This is a genomic window from Mycoplasma sp. 1578d (assembly GCF_024582695.1).
GTDB lineage: Bacteria > Bacillota_I > Bacilli_A > Mycoplasmatales > Metamycoplasmataceae > Mycoplasmopsis.
Genome location: NZ_CP102081.1, coordinates 496486 through 518830, shown reverse-complemented (window position 1 = coordinate 518830; position 22345 = coordinate 496486). Strand labels below are relative to the sequence as shown.

Sequence of the window (22345 nt, the reverse complement as noted above, 5' to 3'; positions counted from 1 at the left end):
CCTAAGCGTTTTTTAAATGATCAATAATATTTTGATATGGTGCCCAAGACAGGACTTGAACCTGCACGCATTGCTGCACTAGATCCTTAGTCTAGCGTGTCTGCCAATTTCACCACTCGGGCTTGATGTGCTTATTAATTATAACACTTCAAGCAAGAAATCAAACTAATTTACTTTAAAATCCACATTCATTTTAATCAACAAGCTCAAAGCAAAGATACCATATTCAATTAAAAAAATAATAATTTGTTTTTGTAAAAATTTTTTATATGTATAATTAGAAAGCTACAATAGCAAAAAAGTTCTTTGAAAACTAGATATATAACAATACATGACAGTCAATTTTTTCGAGAGTTTGATCCTGGCTCAGGATGAACGCTGGCTGTGTGCCTAATACATGCATGTCGAGCGGAGTTTATTTATAAACTTAGCGGCGAATGGGTGAGTAACACGTACTTAACGTGCCCTTTAGATTGGAATAACGCTGAGAAATTAGCGCTAATGCCGGATACTTATTATTAACGCATGTTAGTAATATCAAAGGAGCGAATGCTTCACTAAAGGATCGGGGTGCGGAACATTAGCTAGTTGGTAAGGTAAAAGCTTACCAAGGCGATGATGTTTAGCGGGGTTGAGAGACTGAACCGCCACACTGGGACTGAGATACGGCCCAGACTCCTACGGGAGGCAGCAGTAGGGAATTTTCCACAATGAGCGAAAGCTTGATGGAGCGACACAGCGTGCAGGATGAAGGCCTTCGGGTTGTAAACTGCTGTTATAAGGGAAGAAAAAATAATAGAGGAAATGCTATTATCTTGACGGTACCTTGTCAGAAAGCAACGGCTAACTATGTGCCAGCAGCCGCGGTAATACATAGGTTGCAAGCGTTATCCGGAATTATTGGGCGTAAAGCGTCTGTAGGTTGTTTATTAAGTCTGGCGTCAAAACTTGGGGCTCAACCCCAAATCGCGTTGGATACTGATAGACTAGAGTTATTTAGAGGTTAATGGAATTCCTTGTGAAGCGGTGGAATGCGTAGATATAAGGAAGAACACCAATATGGCGAAGGCAATTAACTGGGAATATACTGACACTGAGAGACGAAAGCGTGGGGAGCAAACAGGATTAGATACCCTGGTAGTCCACGCCGTAAACGATGATGATTAGCTGATGGACACCATTAGCGCAGCTAACGCATTAAATCATCCGCCTGAGTAGTATGCTCGCAAGAGTGAAACTTAAAGGAATTGACGGGGATCCGCACAAGCGGTGGAGCATGTGGTTTAATTTGAAGATACGCGTAGAACCTTACTCCACTCTTGACATCTTTTGCAACGCTATAGAGATATAGTTGAGGTTAACAAAATGACAGATGGTGCATGGTTGTCGTCAGCTCGTGTCGTGAGATGTTCGGTTAAGTCCTGCAACGAGCGCAACCCTTATTCTTAGTTACATGATCTAAGGAGACTGCCCAGGTAACTGGGAGGAAGGTGGGGATGACGTCAAATCATCATGCCTCTTACGAGTGGGGCAACACACGTGCTACAATGGATAGTACAAAGAGAAGCAAGATGGCAACATGGAGCAAATCTCAAAAAACTATTCTCAGTTCGGATTGAAGTCTGCAACTCGACTTCATGAAGTCGGAATCGCTAGTAATCGTAGATCAGCTACGCTACGGTGAATACGTTCTCGGGTCTTGTACACACCGCCCGTCAAACCACGGGAGCTGGTAATGCCCGAAGTCGGTTTTGTTAACTACGGAGACAACCGCCTAAGGCAGGACTGGTGACTGGGGTTAAGTCGTAACAAGGTATCCCTACGAGAACGTGGGGATGGATCACCTCCTTTCTACGGAGTACAAAGATAATTCGTTCAACGAATTATTTACCTGAATAAGACTATTTTTAAATACCGTTATGTACATTGTCAATAGTCCAATGATATATCTAGTTTTGAGAGAGCTTACTCTCATATGTTCTTTGAAAACTGAATAGTAAAGATATTAATTAATATAACAACGACATCAAAAAACATTTTTTAGTCAATTTGTTTTGTGATACCGAGTTGAGAATTATTAGCAATAATAATTTATTAAAATGTCTTTGAATACATCAACAATAGGAAAATACATAACTTTTAAATAAGTAAGAGTTTGTGGTGGATGCCTTGGGTCTGGAAGTCGATGAAGGACGTGATTACCTGCGAAAAGCCTCGTGGAGCTGGATATAAGCTACGATACGGGGATGTCCGAATGGGGAAACCTAATTAGAGTAAAGTCTAATTGCTAAGCAATGAATATATAGTTGCTTTTGACGAGAGACGTTGTGAACTGAAACATCTTAGTAGCAACAGGAAAAGAAAATAAACAATGATTCCACTAGTAGCGGCGAGCGAAAATGGAAGAGCCCAAACCAACATATGTTGGGGTTGTAGGACTATCTACATGAAGTTACAAAATTTTGTCATAGCAAAATTAGTTGGGAAACTAAAGCACAGAGGGTGAAACTCCCGTATGCGAAATGGCAAAATCTTCTGATAGCATCCTGAGTAGGGCGGGGCACGTGAAACCCTGTCTGAATCAGCCGGGACCATCCGGTAAGGCTAAATACTAACCAGACACCGATAGCGAACTAGTACCGTGAGGGAAAGGTGAAAAGAACCCCGGAGGGGAGTGAAAGAGATTCTAAAACCACTTACTTACAATTAGTCAGAGCCCGTTAATGGGTGATGGCGTACATCTTGCAGTATGGACCGGCGAGTTATGTTATCATGCGAGGTTAAGTGGACAAAAGCGGAGCCGTAGAGAAATCGAGTCTGAATAGGGCGCATTAGTATGATGACATATACCCGAAACCAGGTGATCTATTCATGAGCAGACTGAAGCTTGGCTAATCCCAAGTGGAGGGTCGAACCGTAGTACGCTGAAAAGTGCCCGGATGACTTGTGAATAGCGGAGAAATTCCAATCGAACTTGGAGATAGCTGGTTCTCCTCGAAATAGCTTTAGGGCTAGCGTGTGATGTTAAACTTTGGTGGTAGAGCACTGAATATGGAATGGCCGCGCCTAGCGGTACTGACTATAATCAAACTCCGAATACCATTGTGTATTATCATGCAGTCGGAACCGGGGTGCTAACGTCCCGGCTCGCGAGGGCAACAACCCAGATCGTCGGCTAAGGTCCCAAAATTGTGTTAAGTCAGAAAGGTTGTGGGGTTTCATAAACAACTAGGAGGTTGGCTTAGAAGCAGCCATCCTTTAAAGAGTGCGTAATAGCTCACTAGTCAAGAGACCCTGCGCCAATAATGTAACGGGAGTAAACACAATACCGAAGCCACGGGTACATTTATGTACGTTAGAGGAGCGTTCTAAACGCAGTGAAGTCAGAGCGTGAGCACTGGTGGAGCGTTTAGAAGTGAGAATGCCGGTATGAGTAACGATTCGTAGTGAGAATCTACGACGCCTATTGGGAGAGGTTTCCTGGGCAAGGTTCGTCCACCCAGGGTTAGTCAGGACCTAAGGAGAGGCTGAAAAGCGTATCTGATGGACAACAGGTTAATATTCCTGTACTTTCTGCAACAAGTGATGGAGTGACGGAGAAGGATAGCACTACCCATTAATGGATTTGGGGGTAAGCTTTAATTGGTGAACATAGTTAAATGCGTGTTCTATAACCAAAAGGAGTAATGCATAGACTCGTAAAAGAGTTTAATTGTGTGATTTCATGCTTCCTAGAAAAGCTTCTAAGCGTTATAAAGTTGCAGATACCTGTACCGAGAACGGACACACGTTCCCAAGATGAGTATTCTAAGGCGAGCGAGAAAACTAGTGTTAAGGAACTCTGCAAAATAACCCCGTAAGTTCGCGAGAAGGGGTGCCTATTTAATAGGCCACAGTAAATTGTGAGGGGCAACTGTTTATCAAAAACACAGCTCTCTGCTAAACCGCAAGGTGAAGTATAGGGGGTGAAGCCTGCCCAGTGCCCGAAGGTTAAGCGGATGCGTTAGCTTAATGCAAAGCGTTGAAGTGAAGCCCGGGTGAACGGCGGCCGTAACTATAACGGTCCTAAGGTAGCGAAATTCCTTGTCGGCTAAATACTGACCTGCACGAAAGGCGCAATGATCTCTCAACTGTCTCAACACTAGACTCGGTGAAATTATGGTTCCAGTGAAAACGCTGGATACCCGCATCAAGACGAAAAGACCCCATGGAGCTTTACTACAACTTCGTATTGAAACTTGGCCTAACATGTGTAGGATAGGTGGGAGACAGTGAGATTAAAACGCTAGTTTTAATGGAGTCATCCTTGAAATACCACCCTTGGTATGTTGAGTTTCTAACCTGCTACTGTAATCCAGTAGGGGGACAGTGCGTGGTGGGTAGTTTGACTGGGGCGGTCGCCTCCTAAAAGGTAACGGAGGCGTTCAAAGGTACACTCAATATGGTCAGAAACCATATGTAGAGCGCAAAGGTAAAAGTGTGCTTGACTGCGAGACCTACAAGTCGAGCAGGTGCGAAAGCAGGACTTAGTGATCCGGCTGTACGTCATGGAACGGCAGTCGCTCAACGGATAAAAGTTACCCTGGGGATAACAGGCTTATCTTGCCCAAGAGATCACATCGACGGCAAGGTTTGGCACCTCGATGTCGGCTCATCGCATCCTGGAGCTGGAGTCGGTTCCAAGGGTTTGGCTGTTCGCCAATTAAAGCGGTACGCGAGCTGGGTTCAGAACGTCGTGAGACAGTTCGGTCCCTATCTGATGTGGGCGTTGGAATATTGATGAGAGCTGCTCTTAGTACGAGAGGACCGGAGTGGACGTACCGCTGGTGTTCCAGTTGTTTTGCCAAAAGCATAGCTGGGTAGCTAAGTACGGAAAGGATAACCGCTGAAAGCATCTAAGTGGGAAGCCTCCTCAAAGATAAGTATTCCCTTGAAATTCCTTATAGACTATGAGGTTGATAGGATGGAAGTGTAAGTGTAGTAATACATTCAGCTGACCATTACTAATAAATTGATCGGTTTAAAAGTTAAGATGAATTCAAAGTCATTTTAATAAGTTATTATGCCAAATTACTATTCAGTTTTCAAAGTGCATACGCGTCATAGGACGCATTTTTTTATTTTTTTATGTTTTATTATAAGCTCATTCAAAACCTATGCTTATAATTTTACCGTCTGAAAACGTTTTATAATATACTTAAAAAATACATACAAATTTAATAATTCAAGATATAATATAGTATATGAAAAACAACAGATTAATCAAAAAACTATTTCTTTTATTAGCACCTGTTAGTGTAGTAGCTACTGCTGTTTCATGTTCAAGTGTATACGGACAAAAAAGCAATTCTTCAAATTATTCAGAAAGCAAAACTGAAACAAAAGTTTTAACAACTGCTAAAGAAGATACTGTATCAACTCCAGTAGCTCAAACCCAACCACAAGGAGATAAACCAACAACTCCTACACCAACCCCACAACCTACAGATACAGCAGATAAATCAGCTAGTTCAACAGACCTAAAAACTCCATCAGATTCATCAAAAAACTTTGCTCCAGGAGTTTCAAGTTTTATTCCAGCTAAGCAAGTAAAACCTTCAACTCCAAAAGAACTTCTTACACCAATTAATAGTGCTGCAGGTTTACCAGGGTTTCCAATATTAGCTAATGGCATTGCCGAGAAATTAGGAAAAGAAGAACAAGAAAGAAAAGAAAAATTAAAAAAAGGTGAGTTATATCATATTCCTGGATTTGAACACTTATTCCCACAAATTCCTTGACCTGTTGATAAATATGAACTACCCACACCAGTTGCTAAAGCTCCACAAAACAATAATTAATTTTCTTTAAAATAATTAAAAATGATCAGTTAATTCTGATCATTTTTAATTGAACGGGGTTTGTTTTTTTAAAAGTGATAAAAAGATTTTAGCTCAATATAAAAAGGCAATCACCATTCCGCAGGATTCTTCTTTCGTGTTTTCGATTGTAATATTCATTCATTTAATATCAGGATTAATTGAGTCACAATAATTTAAAAAAGATTTTTGTGATGCTTTTTGAATATCGTTTAAAGTTAAGAGATCAAAATCACTTAAATTATCAATGCTATTAATATCAGATGTAAACTGAAAATTGTAATTAGGATAATTAATTTCAAAATTAATTAAAGCTTTAGAATTATGAATATTACCGCTAATAATTGTTTGAATTCCAAATGAACTTTCTTGAGTAAAACTTAAATGATCATATCAACAAATAAGCTCATTAGTTAATGTATTAAATTCGTAAGCAAATAATTTTGTAAGTCGATCTGTTTCCTTAGTATTAGAAATAAAGGTAACTGTATCAAAGTGATTGATGTGAAGAAACCAAGCAAATTTAAAAGCATCATTATTGTCAAGTTCTTTATCACTAAAGCGTTTTAAAATTTTACAATAGCCTCGAACGAATTTACGAATATCAATCCCTTGACTTGCAACAAGAAACAAAACCAGATCTGAAAAAGCAACAAATTGTTCATGGATATCATCAGTAGTAAAAAAAAGATTTGTTTCCACGAGTTGAGCGTAAAAATCATTTAAAGTAGGGTTGAGTTTACCTAAGTAAAAAGTATTATTGTTTAAGATTTTCTCATCATTAGTTTGACTTAAAAAAGATTTTGTAAATTGATAATAATTATTAATTTGCTCATATGTTCCAAAATAATCTGTATAAATAAAAGCTATTTTAGCATTATCAATTCTTTGTAAATACTTAAGTTTTTGAATTAATGTTTCTTTGCATTGATTAACATCAATGAAAATGCAATTAATTTTATACTCTTGATATGGATCAAATGAACTTAAAACAAAGTCTCTAATTGCTTTAAATTCTTGTTTGATTTGGACATTAGTGAAAATGAGCAAATGAGAATATTCTTTTGTGTAAAAATAATTAACTAGCTTAATTATTTTATCAACACCAGAGAGATAAAAATTTTCTGCTATATCCGAAAACGCTAGATATTCAGAATTTTCAAACTTAAGCGAATTTAATTGATTAAGAATCTTTTGATACTGCTTTGGGTTATATAAAGTGCTTAAATCTTGGTTTTTACTTTCAAAACGTACATTTGAACGCCTTAGTTTAGGTATTTCCATTAATATCCTTTAGTGTTAATGCTAATAAATTAGCAAAGCCATTTTTCGTCTCATCTAATTTAAATTGAAACGGATCTGCACAAAAATTAGGATGATTGATCATAAATGAACCAATTCCTTTTTTAGTTTTAGTATCGTATGAGTTGATATAAAAATTAACTACATCATTTATTTTAAAAATGTTTTTAATTTTAACATTAGGCTTATCACTAATTTGTTTAGCATGAATTGTGAATATATCACCATTTTTTGCTGATATTTTAATAAAAGAATCGGTAATTTTAATCACCTTACCAATTCCTATTGCAGTTTTTTTCTTACTCATATTTTAATTATATTTTGTTTTTAGCTTGTCCAATTTTAAAATTTCAAGCAAAGTCATATTTTTGTATTGAGCTTTAAAATCAAGTTAAAATTTTATATTTTTTATATTATAAAATGAGTATAAAAATTAAAAAATAATTTATAATTTATTTATACTTATTTAACCAATTTAATAAATATTACACTGCTAATAATTTCGGGAGTGTAAAGGAGAATAATACATGAAAAGATTACAATGTTTATATAAGCCACAAAGCAACAGAGAATATCCATGAGCATTAAAACACCCTAAAGTATCACAGCCACTTGCTCTTTTTAAAACTCGTAAAGATGCAATGAATTGATTCTTATCAAAAGAATTAGAGTGTGCAACCTGATTTCAAACTGAAGATAAAATTTGAGGTGGATTAGTTCTTGCTGAAAAAGTTGGTGATATTTTTGAGTACGAACTTAACGTAGATAAATTTGATGGTGGACTAGATTATCAACAAACAGCTGATGAATTAAATATTTTCACTGATACCGGATTTAGAGATAAAAGAAGTGCAGCTGCTCAACTTAGATACTTAACTGATTTTAAACCAGTTTACAAAGACATGGAAAACATTGAACCTTACTTCCCTAAAGATGATGATTTTGTCGCTCCTAAAAAATCAAAAAAAGATTTAATGATTGAATCATTAACCAGACAAATTGAACAATTATTACTTGAAATTTCAAGATCAAGTGATAAATATTCAAGTGAAATCGAAGCATTAATGCTTAGATTAAATGACGAAAAAACCGATAAATCAGAACTTTTAAAAGAAATTCAAGATTTAAAACGTAGAAGTGAAATAGTTGAAGCTCCTGTTGTTGAAAAAGAAAAAGTTATCATTAAGGAAATCATCAAAGAAGTACCAGTTGAAGTTGAAAAAATTATTTACAAAGAAAAAGAAGGTGAATGCTCATCACAAAGAACTGTGAGATTTGCTTATGTTGAAGAGCTTGAATTAAGAAAACAAGTTGAAGCCCTTGGTTTATATGCTCATAAATTACAATTAATCAATGATCAAATTAAAGAACCTGTTAAAGTTTCAGAACATGAATTTTACGAAATTAAAAGCAACTACATTCCAGTAATTACTTTTACTTTAGATTTAGAAGAAAAATTAATCAATGAATCACGTAATACTAAATTAGTTTACAAAATTGTTTCACAAATCATCAACAAAGAAATTGACATTTTACTTGGAAACATTAAACCAAGCAAAGATGTTGAATATTCGCTTGAAAACGCTATTTATGTTTATGATATTGACGAACAAACTAACCTTACCTTACAACAAGCACTTTCATTTGTTGAATACAAAAACCTTCAAGTAGTTTTTGTTTCTAAAGAAGAATACAAACACGCTATACTTGTGCACGAAAGTTACGAACACAGCAAAGAACTTGTTCTTTTAGAAAGTTTCAAAGACCCTAAAAAAGCTAGCGGTCCTCAATTAAGAAGTGTTAATAAACTCGGACTTCTTTTAATGTTATTAGGACATGTTGCCTTATTTATTATCTTGGTTATTCTTGCTGTTGTTGTATCACAATAATAATGACTCAAAACACCTGAAAAATGGTGTTTTTTCTTACGATTTAACATATCATTTTTTCTTAAAAAAATGGTAAAATTAATGTTATGCTTAAAGACAAGATGCAAGAATTGGTCAATCATTTAAAAAACACAGGTTTTGTGTATCAAGGAAGTGAAATATATGGCGGATTAGCCAATACTTGAGATTATGGACCGATCGGATCTTTACTTAAGGATAATATTGAAAAACTTTGAAAACAAGAATTCATTTTCAAAGAAAAACATAATTTTCTAATTGATTCAAAAATATTAATGAACCCACAAGTTTGAGTTACATCTGGTCATGTGGCTAATTTTTCTGACCCATTAATTGAGAATAAAAAGAACGGTAAACGTTATCGTGCTGATAAATTAATTAATCAAATTGATCCTAATTTAGTTCCTGAAAAAATGAGTTTTGAACAAATGGAACAATATCTTAACGAACATTTAACTTCATACGAAGGTTCGCCAACAAACTGATCACAAATTAGACAATTTAACCTTATGTTTGAAACTTCGCAAGGAGTAATTGTTGATTCCAAATCTAAACTCTACCTTCGTCCTGAAACTGCTCAAGGAATTTTTGTTAATTTTAAAAATGTTCAAAGAAGTATGCGAGCTAAATTACCTTTTGGAATTGGACAAGTTGGAAAAAGTTTTCGAAATGAAGTCACTCCAGGTAATTTTGTGTTCCGTACTAGAGAATTTGAACAAATGGAATTAGAGTTTTTTACTCATCCACAAGAAGCAGACACTTGATTTAAATACTATGTAAACAAGGCATATAATTTTGTCAAATTACTTGGAATTAACGAGCAATCAATTCGAATTCGAGCTCACGAAAGTGAAGAATTAGCTCATTATTCTAAAGCAACTAGTGATATTGAGTTTAATTTTCCTTTTGGTTGAGGTGAATTATTAGGTATTGCAAATCGTGGTGATTTTGATTTATCTTCACACATGCAAGCAAGTGGTGAAACACTTGAATACTTAGATCCGCAAACCAATAGTAAAATTATCCCTTATGTTATTGAACCATCAATTGGACTTGATCGCTTGATGTTAGCAATTTTAATTGATGCATATAAAATTGAGCAATTGGACAATGATTCACGAATAGTTCTTAAATTGAACAAAAACATCACTCCTTATCAAGTTGCAATTCTTCCATTGGTTAAAAAATTAGACATCCAAGCCCAAGCAATTTATAACGAGCTAATTAACCTTGGAATTTCAACAACATATGATGAATCTGGTTCAATAGGGAAAAGATATCGTCGTCAGGACGCTATAGGAACCTATTGGTGTGTAACTATTGATTATGAAACTTTAAACGATCACATGGTCACCTTGAGAAATCGTGATACTATGGAACAAATTCGTGTTTCGATCGATCAATTAAAAGATTATTTATAAAAAATACGGAGGTCTAATAATGAAAAATATTTCAACCAACACCATTGATTTGATTGTTAGATCTTCTAATATTGTTAATGTAATTTCCCAATTTATTTCCCTAAACAAAAAAGGAAATAATTATGTGGGAATTTGCCCATTTCACGCTGATACATCACCAAGTTTAACTGTGTCACCTGCAAAAAATATTTATAAGTGCTTTGCTTGTGGACATTCAGGGAATGTGGTGCATTTTGTTAAAGAATTTAAAAAAATTTCTTATGTTCAAGCACTTGAATTTTTAGCACAACAAGCCAATTTGCCAATTAACTTTGATCAGTTTAAAAATGTTAATAAAATCACTCGCGATCCGGCTAAACAAAAAATGTATGATTTACTAGATACAGTTAATTCATATTTTAAACTTAATATTAATAATGAACTTGCTCAAAAATTTCTTAACTATCGAAAAATCAATCAAATTGATATTCTTGAAAAGTTTGATATTGGATTTGCTCCATTAAACAATTACACTGATATTTTAAAAACCAATCAGCTTTATTCAGATTTAGACTTAAATCAAGCTGGATTAATTAATGATAATTTAAATTTAATTTTTAAAAATCGTATTATTTTTGGGATTAGAAATGAACGTGGCGAAATCGTTGGTTTTAGTGGTCGTTCAATTGGTGATGATAAAAAATATGCTAAATATTTAAACTCACCCGAGTCACAAATTTTTAAAAAATCACGGATTTTATATAACTTTAATAATGCTCAAGATTCAGCTTTTGATAAACGAGAAATTATCATTGTTGAAGGTTTTATGGATGTTATTGCTCTTTATCAAGCTGGAATAAATAACGTTATTGCCTTAATGGGAACAGCACTAACAAATGCCCATTTAAGCTTGCTTAAAGATTTAAAAGTAATTTTATTTTTAGATAATGATACCGCTGGTCAAAGTGCTACCAATAAATCATTGGTTAAGTTAATTGAAAATAAGTTTGAAGTTGAAGTGGTAATTAATAATTTTAATAAAGATCCGGATGAAATTTTAAACAATCATGGCGCCGATGTACTCGTTGATATATTAAAAAATTCACGAAAAAATGGAGCTCATATTGTTTATGATAACTTCAAAATTCTTTACCGCTTAAATCGAGCTAATGTGGATATTACTTCAGTTAATTTTGGATTGTTAAAAGAAAACTTAATTAATATTTTTGCTAATGCAACCGCTAAAACGCAATTACTTATTCAAGAGCGTATGATGAATGATTTTAATGTACAATTATCATTGCGCAATGATGTACCATTTACTCAGGCAAAAAAAGTCCTTAAAAACACAAACATTGTACAACACAACAAAACCAATTTTTCTCTGGAAAAATCAGTTATTTATGGAAACGTTAAAATGGAAGTGCTCCTTGCTTGTTTAGCTAATTATCATCTACGTGATTTAATTAATCGCGATATTGCTAATCAAAATCAAGGGAATCTAAACGCTGTGTTAAATCAATTTTCAATTTTTGCCAATGAAATGTATTATCAAGATGATCAAGAAGTTAATTTAGAGCCTACTTTTCGAGAAATTTTAGCTCTAAATTTAAACTATCAAATCCAAGACCAATCACAAAATGAAGCTATTAAAGAACAATTTATCAATAAACTAAAAGAGCAAATTGTCTCTTTTTATCAAAAGTTAAACCCAAATGAAGTTACTAAAGAGATCAAACAATATTTAATTAATCACGCTGAGCAAATCAATAGCATTAATGAACAAAATTTTGCTAAAAATTTATATTTAAAATCTTTAACTAATAAACTAGAATTCAAAAGAAGCAATGAATATCAACACTTACTTAAAAAAAGTCGCAATGAGCATGGTGATGTTCCGACTTTTGCATTAGAATCTTGATCAAAAAGAAACCAAAGAAAGAAATAATTGGAGTATTATGGAAAAATATAAGTTAGTCTTAGACATTTTAGACAAAGAGCTCAAAAGTAAGAAAAAGAAGCACTTTAACCAAGAGGAAGTGTTTGATTTTTTACTTAAAAAGAATATTGTGGTCGATGAAGAAAGTTCAGATGAATTATTTGAATTACTAAGAGAAAAAGAATACATTAGAGATCAAGTCGATTTTGGAGATGAGGATTTTGCTTCGTTAAAAGATATTAAAATTCAAATTCAAAGTGATCAGACCCCTAAAAAATCAAGCAAAAAAGTTTTAAAAAACAAAAACAAAGATTCAAAATCAAACTTAAGTGATCCAAATGTTGATCACTTAGATGATAAACATGATTTTGAGGCTGATTTATTAGATGATGATGAGGATTTTGACGATGTGTTAGATGATGATGAATTTTTAGATCTTGAAACTCTAGACACAGATGAAGATTTTAACTCAAGTGATGATAATCTTGACGAAGAAGACGAGGATGATGAAGAAAGCGAGAGTGAACTTGAGGCTGATTTTGATTCTGAAAGCATTGAAGATGAAGAAATTGATTTAAGTAATTTAAGTTTGAGTGACTTTGAAGCTGAAATTGACTTTAATGAAGATGATTTAACAAAAAAACGTAAATCACTTCAAAATAAACTGACCGAAACCAATGATATTGTTAAATGGTACATGCGTTGAATTGGTAAGTATGGTGAATTATTATCTGTTGAAGAAGAAAAACGTTTAGCTACATTAATTGAAAAAGGTGGTTTTAGAGGTAAAAAAGCCCGTGACAAACTGATTCAAAGCAATTTACGTTTAGTGATTAATAATGCTAAAAAGTATAAAAATCGTGGACTTTCATTTATTGATTTAATTTCAGAAGGTAATGCTGGAATTTTAAAAGCTGTTCAAAAATATAATGTTCATAAAGGTTTTAAATTCTCAACCTATGCTACTTGATGAATTCGTCAAGCTATTACACGGGCTGTAGCTGACCAAGCTCGTACCATTCGGATTCCGGTTCACATGGTTGAAACAATTAATAAAATTTCTAAAATTGAACGTGAATTGCAACAAGAATTAGGAACTGAACCTAGTGATGAACAAATCGCGGCTAAATTTGGCCAAGGATATACCCCAGATAAAGTTCGTTATATCCGTAAAATCAATATTGATCCAATTTCGCTAGACAAGCAAGTTGGTAAAGAAAACGATTCAAGCTTTAGCGATTTTGTTAAAGATGAAAATGTCATTAATCCAGTTGATTATGTTGCCCAAGAAGAACTAGCCGAAGTGCTTCAACAAATTATCGATGAAACTCTTGAATTAGATGAAAAAGAATTGATTTGCAAACGGTTTGGAGTAGGAAAAAATGGCAATGGCGAAAGTTATCGTATTCATTCACTTGAAGAACTTGCTCGCGAACGAAACGGAGTTTCTAAAGAACGGATTCGTCAAATTGAAAATAAAATTTTACGCAAAATCAAATCCAATTCTAAACATGGTAAAAATCTTAAAGATTTTCTTAAAAACTAATTATGCAAGTTAAGCAATTGATTAATTATCTTAATGAATTATATCCTAACATCAATAAAGAACCATGAGATCCCAGTGGCTTTGCTGTTAAATTTAATCAAAGAAACAAAATCAATGGAGTAGTATTAGCCATTGATTTAACTTATGATGTATTACAAAAAGCTATTGATCAAAATTGTAATTTAATTATTACCCATCATCCATTTTTCTTTGAAAAAACTAAACAATTAGAATGAATAAAAGCTCCGTATAAACAAGACATTTTTAATCAACTCAAAAAACTTAAAATTTTTGTTTATTCACTCCATACTAATTATGATGGTCATTTATACGGAACTTCATATCAAATTGTTAAATATTTAGGACTTGAAAATTATTTTGAATATGGGTCGCCTAAATATAGTGCTTGTTTAAGTGTCAATCTTACTTTTGCTCAAGTGCTCCAAAAAATATATAAACACCTAAATCTTGAGCATTTTCGTACTAATTTTGATCACCAAAATTATCATCAACCACTTAGAAAAATTGCTATTTTAAGTGGAAGTGGATATATTGGCGATATTAATCAATTTCATTTTCGTCATTACGATCTGATTATTAGTAGCGATTTTAAATGAAGCGATTGAATTAATTTTCACCAAATCAAAGCTAAAATACTAGAAATTCCGCATTTAGACGAGCAAGTTTTTATATGACACATGTCTGAATTACTTACCAAAGCATTTCCTGAACTTAATGTTTTAACCGCTGAAATAAGAAATCCTTTCTACAATATAACAACAAAATAACAATTTTTAAATTCCTTTTTATTTTTAAAAAAATGTTTTACAAATTGTTTGTTTTTGTTTATAATAGCAATTTATACTTTCTTTTTCTGTTATAATTTGAATATATTTGTAAATATTTTTTCCAAAAACATATAAAAAGAAAGGTCTTATGAAGAAAAAAAGTTATTTAAACAAAATTCATGCATGATGAAGAGCTGCTAATTATTTAAGCCTTGGTCAAATGTACTTAAAAAATAATCCGCTTTTACTCGAAGAATTAAAACCTGAAGATATTAAGTTATATCCAATTGGACACTGGGGAACTATTCCAGGGCAAAACTTAATTTACGCTCATTTAAATCGTGTAATTAACAAATATAACCTAGATATGTTTTATATTGAAGGCCCAGGGCACGGTGGACAAGTAATGATTTCAAACTCATATCTTGATGGTTCATATACAGAATTATTCCCTGAAATTACACAAGATTTAAATGGAATGCAAAAATTGTTCAAACACTTTAGTTTTCCAGGGGGAACTGCTTCACACGCTGCTCCTGAAACTCCTGGTTCAATTCACGAAGGTGGAGAATTAGGTTACTCAATTAGCCATGCAGTAGGAGCGATTTTAGATAATCCAAATATCATTGCCGCTACAGTTATTGGAGATGGAGAGGCCGAAACTGGACCATTAATGGCAGGATGGTATGCTTCAAGTTTTATTAATCCAGTTAATGATGGAGCAGTATTGCCTATTTTGCATCTTAATGGTGCAAAAATTTCAAACCCTACTATTTTAAGCAGAAAAAGTGACAAAGAAATTTCTCAACTTCTTGCTGGATTCGGATGAGAAGCTATTTTTGTTGAAGCAAATGTTGGGGATGAAGAGAAAATTCACGGAATAATGGCCTCGAAATTTGACAAAGCCATTAAAAAAATTCTGAAAATTCAAGCTAAAGCAAGAAAAGGAACAGCTGAAAGTGCGACTCGTCCAATTTGACCTGCTTTAGTTGTTCGTACTCCAAAAGGATGAACAGCTCCAAATAAATTTGACAATTTAACTATTGAAGGAAGTTTTAGAGCTCACCAAGTTCCAATTCCTGTAAGTGCTGAAAAACCAAAATACTTATCTGAATTAAAAGAATGATTGCTTTCATATAAGCCTCATGAATTATTTAATAATGATGGGTCATTTAAGCAAGAATTTGCTCAAATTGCACCTCAAGGTCTTAAACGAATGGCAATGCACCCGATTACAAATGGAGGGGTGAAGCCACAAGAGCTAAATCTTCCTGATTGAACCAAATTTGTTCTTAATTTCAAACCAGGAGAAATGAAAGCACAAGATATGGTTACTGCAAGTTCATATCTTGCTGAAGTAATTAGACAAAATCCTAAAAATTTTAGAGTTTTTGGACCTGACGAAACTAAATCTAACCGTTTATTTGATGTGCTTAAAGTCACTAATCGACAATGAATGGAAAGAATTGAGCCTGACCTTGATGAATCGCTTTCACCTGCCGGAAGAATTATTGATTCACAACTTTCAGAGCATCAAGTTCAAGGAATGCTTGAAGGATATGTTTTAACTGGGAGACATGGTTTTTTTGCGAGTTATGAATCATTCTTAAGAGTGGTGGATTCAATGCTTACTCAACACATGAAATGAGTTGCTAAAGCTAAAAAAGTGCATTGAAGAAATGATTATCCATCATTGAATATTATCGCTACTTCAACAGCATTTCAACAAGATCATAACGGATACACTCACCAAGATCCAGGGATTTTAGGACACTTAGCTGATAAAAAACCAGAATTAATTAGAGAATATTTACCAGCTGATTCTAACTCACTTTTAGCTGTATTAGATAAATCATTCAAAGAAAGAGATGTCATTAACTTAATTGTTGCTTCAAAACAACCAAGAGAACAATGATATTCAGTTTTTGAAGTTGAACAAATGCTCAAAAACGGATACAAAGTCATTGAGTGAGCATCAACAACTAAAAGAAATGAAGAGCCAGATCTTGTCTTTGTTGCTTCAGGAACTGAACCAAACCTTGAGGCACTGGCTTCAATTTCATACTTACACGAAGCATTCCCTAATTTAAAAATTAGATTTGTTTATGTTATTGATTTATTAAAATTAAGACATCCAAGCATTGATCCTCGAGGACTTTCAGATACAGAATTTGACGCTGTCTTTACCAAAGACAAGCCAGTTGTATTTGCTTTCCACGGCTTTGAAGGAATTTTAAGAGATATTTTCTTCCTTAGAAAAAACCGAAAATTATACCCACATGGATATAGAGAAAACGGAGATATTACTACATCATTTGACATTCGTTTAATGTCTGAAATGGATCGTTTCCACATGTCAATCACTGGAGCTAAAGCCGCTCTTAAATCACAATCAATTAATTTTGTTAACCGTATGAAAAACAAAATTAAAGAGCATAAAAAATATATTTATGAGCATGGAATAGATATGCCTGAGGTAAGAAACTGAAAATGAAAAGGAATTAACAAAAAATAATTTATTTAGTAAGGTTTATAAACTAGAAAGCATCAGGCTGAATAGTTTTATAGACCTTACTTTTTTATAATCTTGTTTTGATATAATAAAACTATGAGAAGTACGGTCAACAGCAAAAAAGAGGCTGCATATGTTTCAAGTTTAATTAATGTCAAAAATAGCTCTAATGATATTCACTCATATATTGCTTCAGAATTACTCATTCGAAATAAACGTGGAATTTTGCTTACTCAAGCGAGAAAATTTTGTACCGAAATTGCAGTTTCACCCAGTACGTTTACATTTTTTACTCGCCGAATCGGCCTAAGTAATGTCAAAGAGCTTTTATACATCCATAACTCAATGATTGAAAATAGTGAGCATAAACCGAAAAAAATCAAGCTAAACAATGCTTATAATTTAGCTCAATTAATAAATACAGCTCATAAAATTTTACTCGTTGGAGTATCAGGAGCTTCATGAATGAATCAAGGTTTTTATATTCAACTTTTACGCATGAATAAAAACGCTATTTATGTTGCTAATAAATACGAACAATTTGGTTTGAGCAAAATTTTAACATCAAAAGACTTAATTATTGTTAATAGTATTTCACTCCAGCATAATTGAATGATCAAATTAATGGAAAATACTCATGCTCAAGTTGCCCTAATTAGTTCATGAGCACCTAAACATTTATTAAATAAACTAGCATTATTTGTTGAAATTTCAAGCAAAGAACGCCAAGATGGATTAAGAATTTTTACCAACGATGCTAGAGAAAAGACATTGAAATTTTTCAACAAAGTATTAGATGAATTAAGAGAAAATCCTGAAAATTTAAATTACCTGACAAAAAGTTCATATCGTGGTTAAAATATTTTTACTCACAAAAAACAACAAGAATTTTTCTTGTTGTTTTTTATTCAGTTTCAATAATTACAAACTTTTTCACAATCATTTGTTTGATTAACTTAGGATCGTTTTGAGTGTATAGCGATTTAACTAATTCATCATCCAATGATCATAAACTGATCATTTGAAGTACATCGATTTGACAATCGCTTTCTTGTCTTGGAGTTCCTAAAATTAATAATAATTTAACATCCTGTTTATCAGCTGCATGCCAATCAACACCTTCTTTAATGCGTGCAATCGAAATAAAGGATTTATTGACTGTTGAAGAGACTCCGTGTGGCACAGCAATTCCGCCATTTAATGCCGTTGGCATTAAATTTTCGCGATATAACAAAGCGTCATAGAACTTTTGAGCTTCTTTGACAAAACCGTTTTTTTGCAATAATTCTGACACTTTAAATAAAGCTTGGTCATGATCTTGAGCGACAATATCTAGAAAAATGTTTTCTTCTGAGATTAAATCTTTAACTTGTAATTGCATGGTTAAATCTCCTCTTTACTTGGCATTGAAGTTAAACAAATTGCATCTGGACCAGTATGAATTGCTATGGCAGCTGGAGTAATTTCTTTATTTAAAATTGGTAAATTTTGTGTAGATTGATCAAATTTTTGGTTAATCACTCGATCGATTCCTCGAATAATTTGATACGCAGGATTTTTAAGATTCTTAGCTTCTTCACTTACTTTTTCAATTAATTTATCAATAGCTCCTTTAGAAGTGCGTTTTAGGCTTGCCACTGAAACAGTACCGTCAGAGTCATATTTTAATAATGGAACCATTTTAATAGTTGTGAGCAGTAATTTTTTAATACCTTGTAAACGACCACCTTTAATTAGATGCTCTAAATTAGCCGGTAAAATGTAGGTAGAACATTTAGAAACAAAACTTTTAATGCTCTTTTTGACTTGAATAATGCTTTGGGTTTTATTATATATATCTTTAGCAAGTTCGATCGCTCGTCTAATTTGTGAACCGACTAAATTGTTTTTAATTACATGAATATTATTGTGATCTTTTGAAAGTGAATTAATGTACTTTGGAGTTGACGATAAATGTTCACTCACACCAATAAAAATAGTGTCATCATAATTTTGTGAACAAAAGTCCAAAGTTTCTTGAATTAAAGCTAAATTTGGTAAAGAAGTTTTACAAGATTGCGATTGTTTAATTTGCTCAAGTAAATTAATATTATTAATTGTTTCTTCTTTGATCAATTCTCCGTTAATTTCGACCTGGAGTGGCAATAAATGATACTCTAATTCTTTTGCTTGAATTGAAGTTAAACAAGCAAATGAATCAATAATAATGCCTAATTTTTTCATAGCATTATTATACTTTAAAAGAGCTAAAATAAGAACTCTAAAAAACTTTATAAATAGAAAAATCGGGAAATAATTTTATTTTAAACAAAATTTTCAGTTTTTTTATTGTTCTTTTGTAAGGAGGATTATGTTTAAAAATAAAAGAACATTAAAAAGAGCATTGCTTACAACTGGTGCTACATCAGTGTTTGGGGGTGGAATTTTAGGAACGGCTCTAGGAATTTTGAGCTATAAAAATTCGCAATTAAAAAGTAAAGAAACTGAAATTATTTCCTTAAATTCTGAAATTACAGTCCTTAAAACCGAAATAACAATGCTTCGAGAAGAGAATACCAAACTCAAAAATGAGGTTTCTTCGCTTGAAGGCGTTTTAAAAATTGTTAACGCTGCTAATGATACTTTCAGTGGTGAAACTAATGATTTACTCAACAAGTTAATTAATTCTACTGAAGGAGTATCATCAGAATTATTGAAAAACAAACAGTATCAAGAATATTTAAAAACACATTTGAATAAATTAAAAAACTCATTACTGATTAGCATTAATGTGTTGCTAGATAAACTCAAAAATTTAAATGAATTAAATTCAGATAAGTTCAAAAATGAATTCTTAATCACAAAAATCAATCAACTAAATGAATTAATCGCAAATATTAACCTTTTAGATTTGGCTAATACAGCTAATTTTAAGGAAAATTCACAATTTTTAAACGATTATCAAAAAAGATACCATGATTATAATTTAGAATTAGTTGATAATCTAAACAACGAAATCAACCAAAACAAAGATCGAATCAATCAACTCAGTTCAAAAATCTCAGATACATCCAAAAAACTACAAGAAAGCATACTAAAAAGCATTCAAACAACTCTGAATTTAAGTGAAACAGTTACTGTTTTAAAAAACTTTACTGATACCTTAATTGAAAAATCACTCCAATTAGGTTCTAAAACAACCAATGAAGAATTTAAGGATAATCTTGAGCGATTATCTAAATCATTGAGTGATTACCAAACATTTTTACAAGAACAAGTTCAACTTGCAAGAAATTCACTTCAAGAAGCAATTAAAAACGATGATTTTTCAACCTTAATGATTTTAGATACTGATATTTTTTCTTCAAAAATCAAATATTGAACTCAACTTAGTTCAAACTATAGCGAATTAGCTATTAATATATACTTAGATTTTTATGAACAATCTTTAAAAACTATCGCTCAAAATGATAAAGAAATCAAGCAACTTAATCACGAAAAAGAAGAGATAAATGATAAACTGACTCAAGCCCTACGTGATAAAACTAAGGTTTTAGCCAATTTAAAAAAACTCAAAGAAAGTCTTACTACATCATTTAAAAATTCGCTAAATAGTATTATCAATTCGCTTAAAAACATTGATATAGCAATAAAAGCTTCGGACGCTTCTCAAAAAATTCAATTGTCGCAACGTTTAAATGAGCAAATAGCTAATTTAGAAAGACTCAAAGATCAATATGCTAGTGAGGACTTTATCAATAAATACGAGCCATTTGTCGAATCAGCGTTAAAAACTGCTGACCAAGTTATTCAAGAATATAAGGATAATGTTCTTAATGTTCTCAAGCAAGATTACAATAGAACCAAGCAACAGCTTAATGAAGCAAATAAGAATTTAATTGTGACTAAAAATCTATTACAATCCAAAACTCATGAATTTACTTTGGTAAATGAACAACTAAAACAGGCTAATGAAAACCTTAATAAAAAAGAAATACAACTTACAAAAATCAGTAAAGAATTAGAGCAAACTCGAACATTTTTAACTAGCGTTAAAAATGAGAAAACAAAAACCCTCTCTGATCTTTCATCAACAATTGAAAATTTAAAAAATAAATTAAACTTATTAAAAACAACTGCAAATAGTATTATTGAAGAAGCAATTAAAGATAAAATTAACGTTGAAAAATTACGTTCTTTAATTGGAAAAAGCTTTGAATCTAAGGATTCGCAAGATTATAAACAAATGAATGGTTTATTTAAGAAATATTTAGCTCATTATTCAAATGTATTTGACGAAATGCTTTTATTATATAAGCGAGTGATTAATAAAAAGCTTGGAGATAAAGATAAAATAATCGCTACCAAAGATAGCGATATTCAACAAATTAACGGAAAAATTAAACAATATGAACTTGAAAAAATAGAAAAAAACCTAAAAACCGAAGAATTAGAAAAAGAGATAGAGAGAGCAAGAAATCAAATCACTAATTTAAACGAAAAAATAATCAGTATTGAGAAATTGGGTGAAATTAATGGTTTAACTGTTCGTAAAAAAACAGTGTTAAATACGTCCTTGGATAAGGATTATAAAAAAGAATTGATCATTCCAAAAGAAGAAGCAATCTCATTTAGAAAAGCAGATAATGGAATAAAAATTTCAGCTTCAAGTGAGGAAAAATATTATATTGATCTATTCCATGATATTAAAGTTTTTTATTTCGATATTATCGATCAGAAAATGAAAAATTTCATTCTAACAAGAAGAGAAAAGACAAAAAAACTCTGAAATGATTATTTTTTAAGTGACTTAACTTTTCTAAGAGGAGACAGTTATTCTTATACCACGGCCACCACTGGCGATATTGTGACCTTTTATACAATAAAGTACGATTACAAAACGACACAAGCCGATTCTTGATTTACAGTTTCGCTCTCAAATGATGGGGTAATTACAGTTCGAACCGAATTTGATGCAAAAATTAAGGTTGGAGAGTTATTAAGTAGCTCAAGTTCTTATGGCCCACATAATTTAAGTGAAAATGATTATAATTTTTCAGGAGGAAAGGTTACTTCTACTCTTGTGTTTGTATCGGCAATTGCAGTATAAAATT

The 22345-nt window shown here is 32.5% G+C and carries 13 protein-coding genes, 1 tRNA gene and 2 rRNA genes; 11 read left to right on the top strand and 5 right to left on the bottom strand.

Translation table 4 applies throughout. The features are described from left to right. Window positions 1–37: 37 nt before the first annotated feature. Window positions 38–122 (bottom strand) — tRNA-Leu (locus tag NPA11_RS02030). A 221-nt stretch (window positions 123–343) separates the two neighbouring features. Between NPA11_RS02030 and NPA11_RS02025 the strand changes: the two genes are divergently transcribed. The 3 genes from NPA11_RS02025 to NPA11_RS02015 all read left to right on the top strand — a co-directional run bounded on the left by NPA11_RS02025 (window position 344) and on the right by NPA11_RS02015 (window position 5840). Continuing rightward, window positions 344–1851 (top strand): 16S ribosomal RNA (locus tag NPA11_RS02025). A gap of 286 nt (window positions 1852–2137) precedes the next feature. Beyond that, window positions 2138–5028, top strand: a 23S ribosomal RNA gene (locus NPA11_RS02020). The 16S and 23S rRNA genes sit together here, the layout of an rRNA operon. A 215-nt stretch (window positions 5029–5243) precedes the next feature. Continuing rightward, complete coding sequence (locus NPA11_RS02015) at window positions 5244–5840, top strand: hypothetical protein (protein ID WP_257043158.1); 597 nt, start codon at window positions 5244–5246, stop codon at window positions 5838–5840. A gap of 45 nt (window positions 5841–5885) precedes the next feature. Here NPA11_RS02015 and NPA11_RS02010 read toward each other — a convergent pair whose 3' ends face one another. Next, the gene (locus tag NPA11_RS02010) at window positions 5886–7142 is read right to left on the bottom strand and encodes a hypothetical protein (RefSeq protein ID WP_257043156.1); all 1257 of its coding nucleotides are present in this window, start codon (window positions 7140–7142) and stop codon (window positions 5886–5888) included. Beyond that, window positions 7129–7467: a hypothetical protein gene (locus tag NPA11_RS02005; RefSeq protein ID WP_257043155.1), complete on the bottom strand. Its 339-nt coding sequence runs from the start codon at window positions 7465–7467 to the stop codon at window positions 7129–7131. The genes NPA11_RS02010 and NPA11_RS02005 overlap by 14 nt, the downstream gene beginning before the upstream one ends. Window positions 7468–7687: 220 nt before the next feature. Here NPA11_RS02005 and NPA11_RS02000 point away from each other — a divergent pair, with 220 nt between their 5' ends. The 7 genes from NPA11_RS02000 (at window position 7688) to NPA11_RS01970 (ending at window position 18110) form a co-directional block, all read left to right on the top strand. Further along, window positions 7688–9049, top strand: a complete 1362-nt coding sequence (locus NPA11_RS02000; RefSeq protein WP_257043153.1) for an MAG3090 family protein — start codon at window positions 7688–7690, stop codon at window positions 9047–9049. An 86-nt stretch (window positions 9050–9135) separates the two neighbouring features. Then, entirely contained in the window at window positions 9136–10488 is a 1353-nt protein-coding gene (locus NPA11_RS01995) for a glycine--tRNA ligase (RefSeq protein ID WP_373457085.1), read from the top strand. A gap of 19 nt (window positions 10489–10507) precedes the next feature. Further along, window positions 10508–12415, top strand: a complete 1908-nt coding sequence (gene dnaG, locus NPA11_RS01990) for a DNA primase (RefSeq protein WP_257043151.1) — start codon at window positions 10508–10510, stop codon at window positions 12413–12415. A 10-nt stretch (window positions 12416–12425) separates the two neighbouring features. Next, window positions 12426–13952, top strand: coding sequence for an RNA polymerase sigma factor (locus tag NPA11_RS01985; protein ID WP_257043150.1), 1527 nt, complete (start codon window positions 12426–12428; stop codon window positions 13950–13952). Window positions 13953–13954: 2 nt separating this feature from the next. After that, the gene (locus NPA11_RS01980) at window positions 13955–14740 is read left to right on the top strand and encodes a Nif3-like dinuclear metal center hexameric protein (protein ID WP_257043149.1); all 786 of its coding nucleotides are present in this window, start codon (window positions 13955–13957) and stop codon (window positions 14738–14740) included. A gap of 148 nt (window positions 14741–14888) precedes the next feature. Then, the gene (locus NPA11_RS01975) at window positions 14889–17255 is read left to right on the top strand and encodes a phosphoketolase family protein (RefSeq protein ID WP_257043148.1); all 2367 of its coding nucleotides are present in this window, start codon (window positions 14889–14891) and stop codon (window positions 17253–17255) included. 93 nt (window positions 17256–17348) lie between these two features. Beyond that, a complete protein-coding gene (locus NPA11_RS01970; RefSeq protein ID WP_257043147.1) occupies window positions 17349–18110 on the top strand; it encodes a hypothetical protein in 762 nt (253 codons plus the stop codon). A 46-nt stretch (window positions 18111–18156) separates the two neighbouring features. Here NPA11_RS01970 and NPA11_RS01965 read toward each other — a convergent pair whose 3' ends face one another. Together NPA11_RS01965 and NPA11_RS01960 are read right to left on the bottom strand one after the other, a co-directional pair. Next, entirely contained in the window at window positions 18157–18633 is a 477-nt protein-coding gene (locus NPA11_RS01965) for a PTS sugar transporter subunit IIA (RefSeq protein WP_257043146.1), read from the bottom strand. Window positions 18634–18635: 2 nt separating this feature from the next. Next, entirely contained in the window at window positions 18636–19475 is an 840-nt protein-coding gene (locus NPA11_RS01960) for a DegV family protein (RefSeq protein ID WP_257043145.1), read from the bottom strand. A 127-nt stretch (window positions 19476–19602) separates the two neighbouring features. Here NPA11_RS01960 and NPA11_RS01955 point away from each other — a divergent pair, with 127 nt between their 5' ends. Beyond that, window positions 19603–22341 carry a hypothetical protein gene (locus tag NPA11_RS01955; protein WP_257043144.1) on the top strand — a complete coding sequence of 913 codons (2739 nt, stop codon included), beginning with the start codon at window positions 19603–19605 and terminating at the stop codon, window positions 22339–22341. Window positions 22342–22345: the final 4 nt, after the last annotated feature.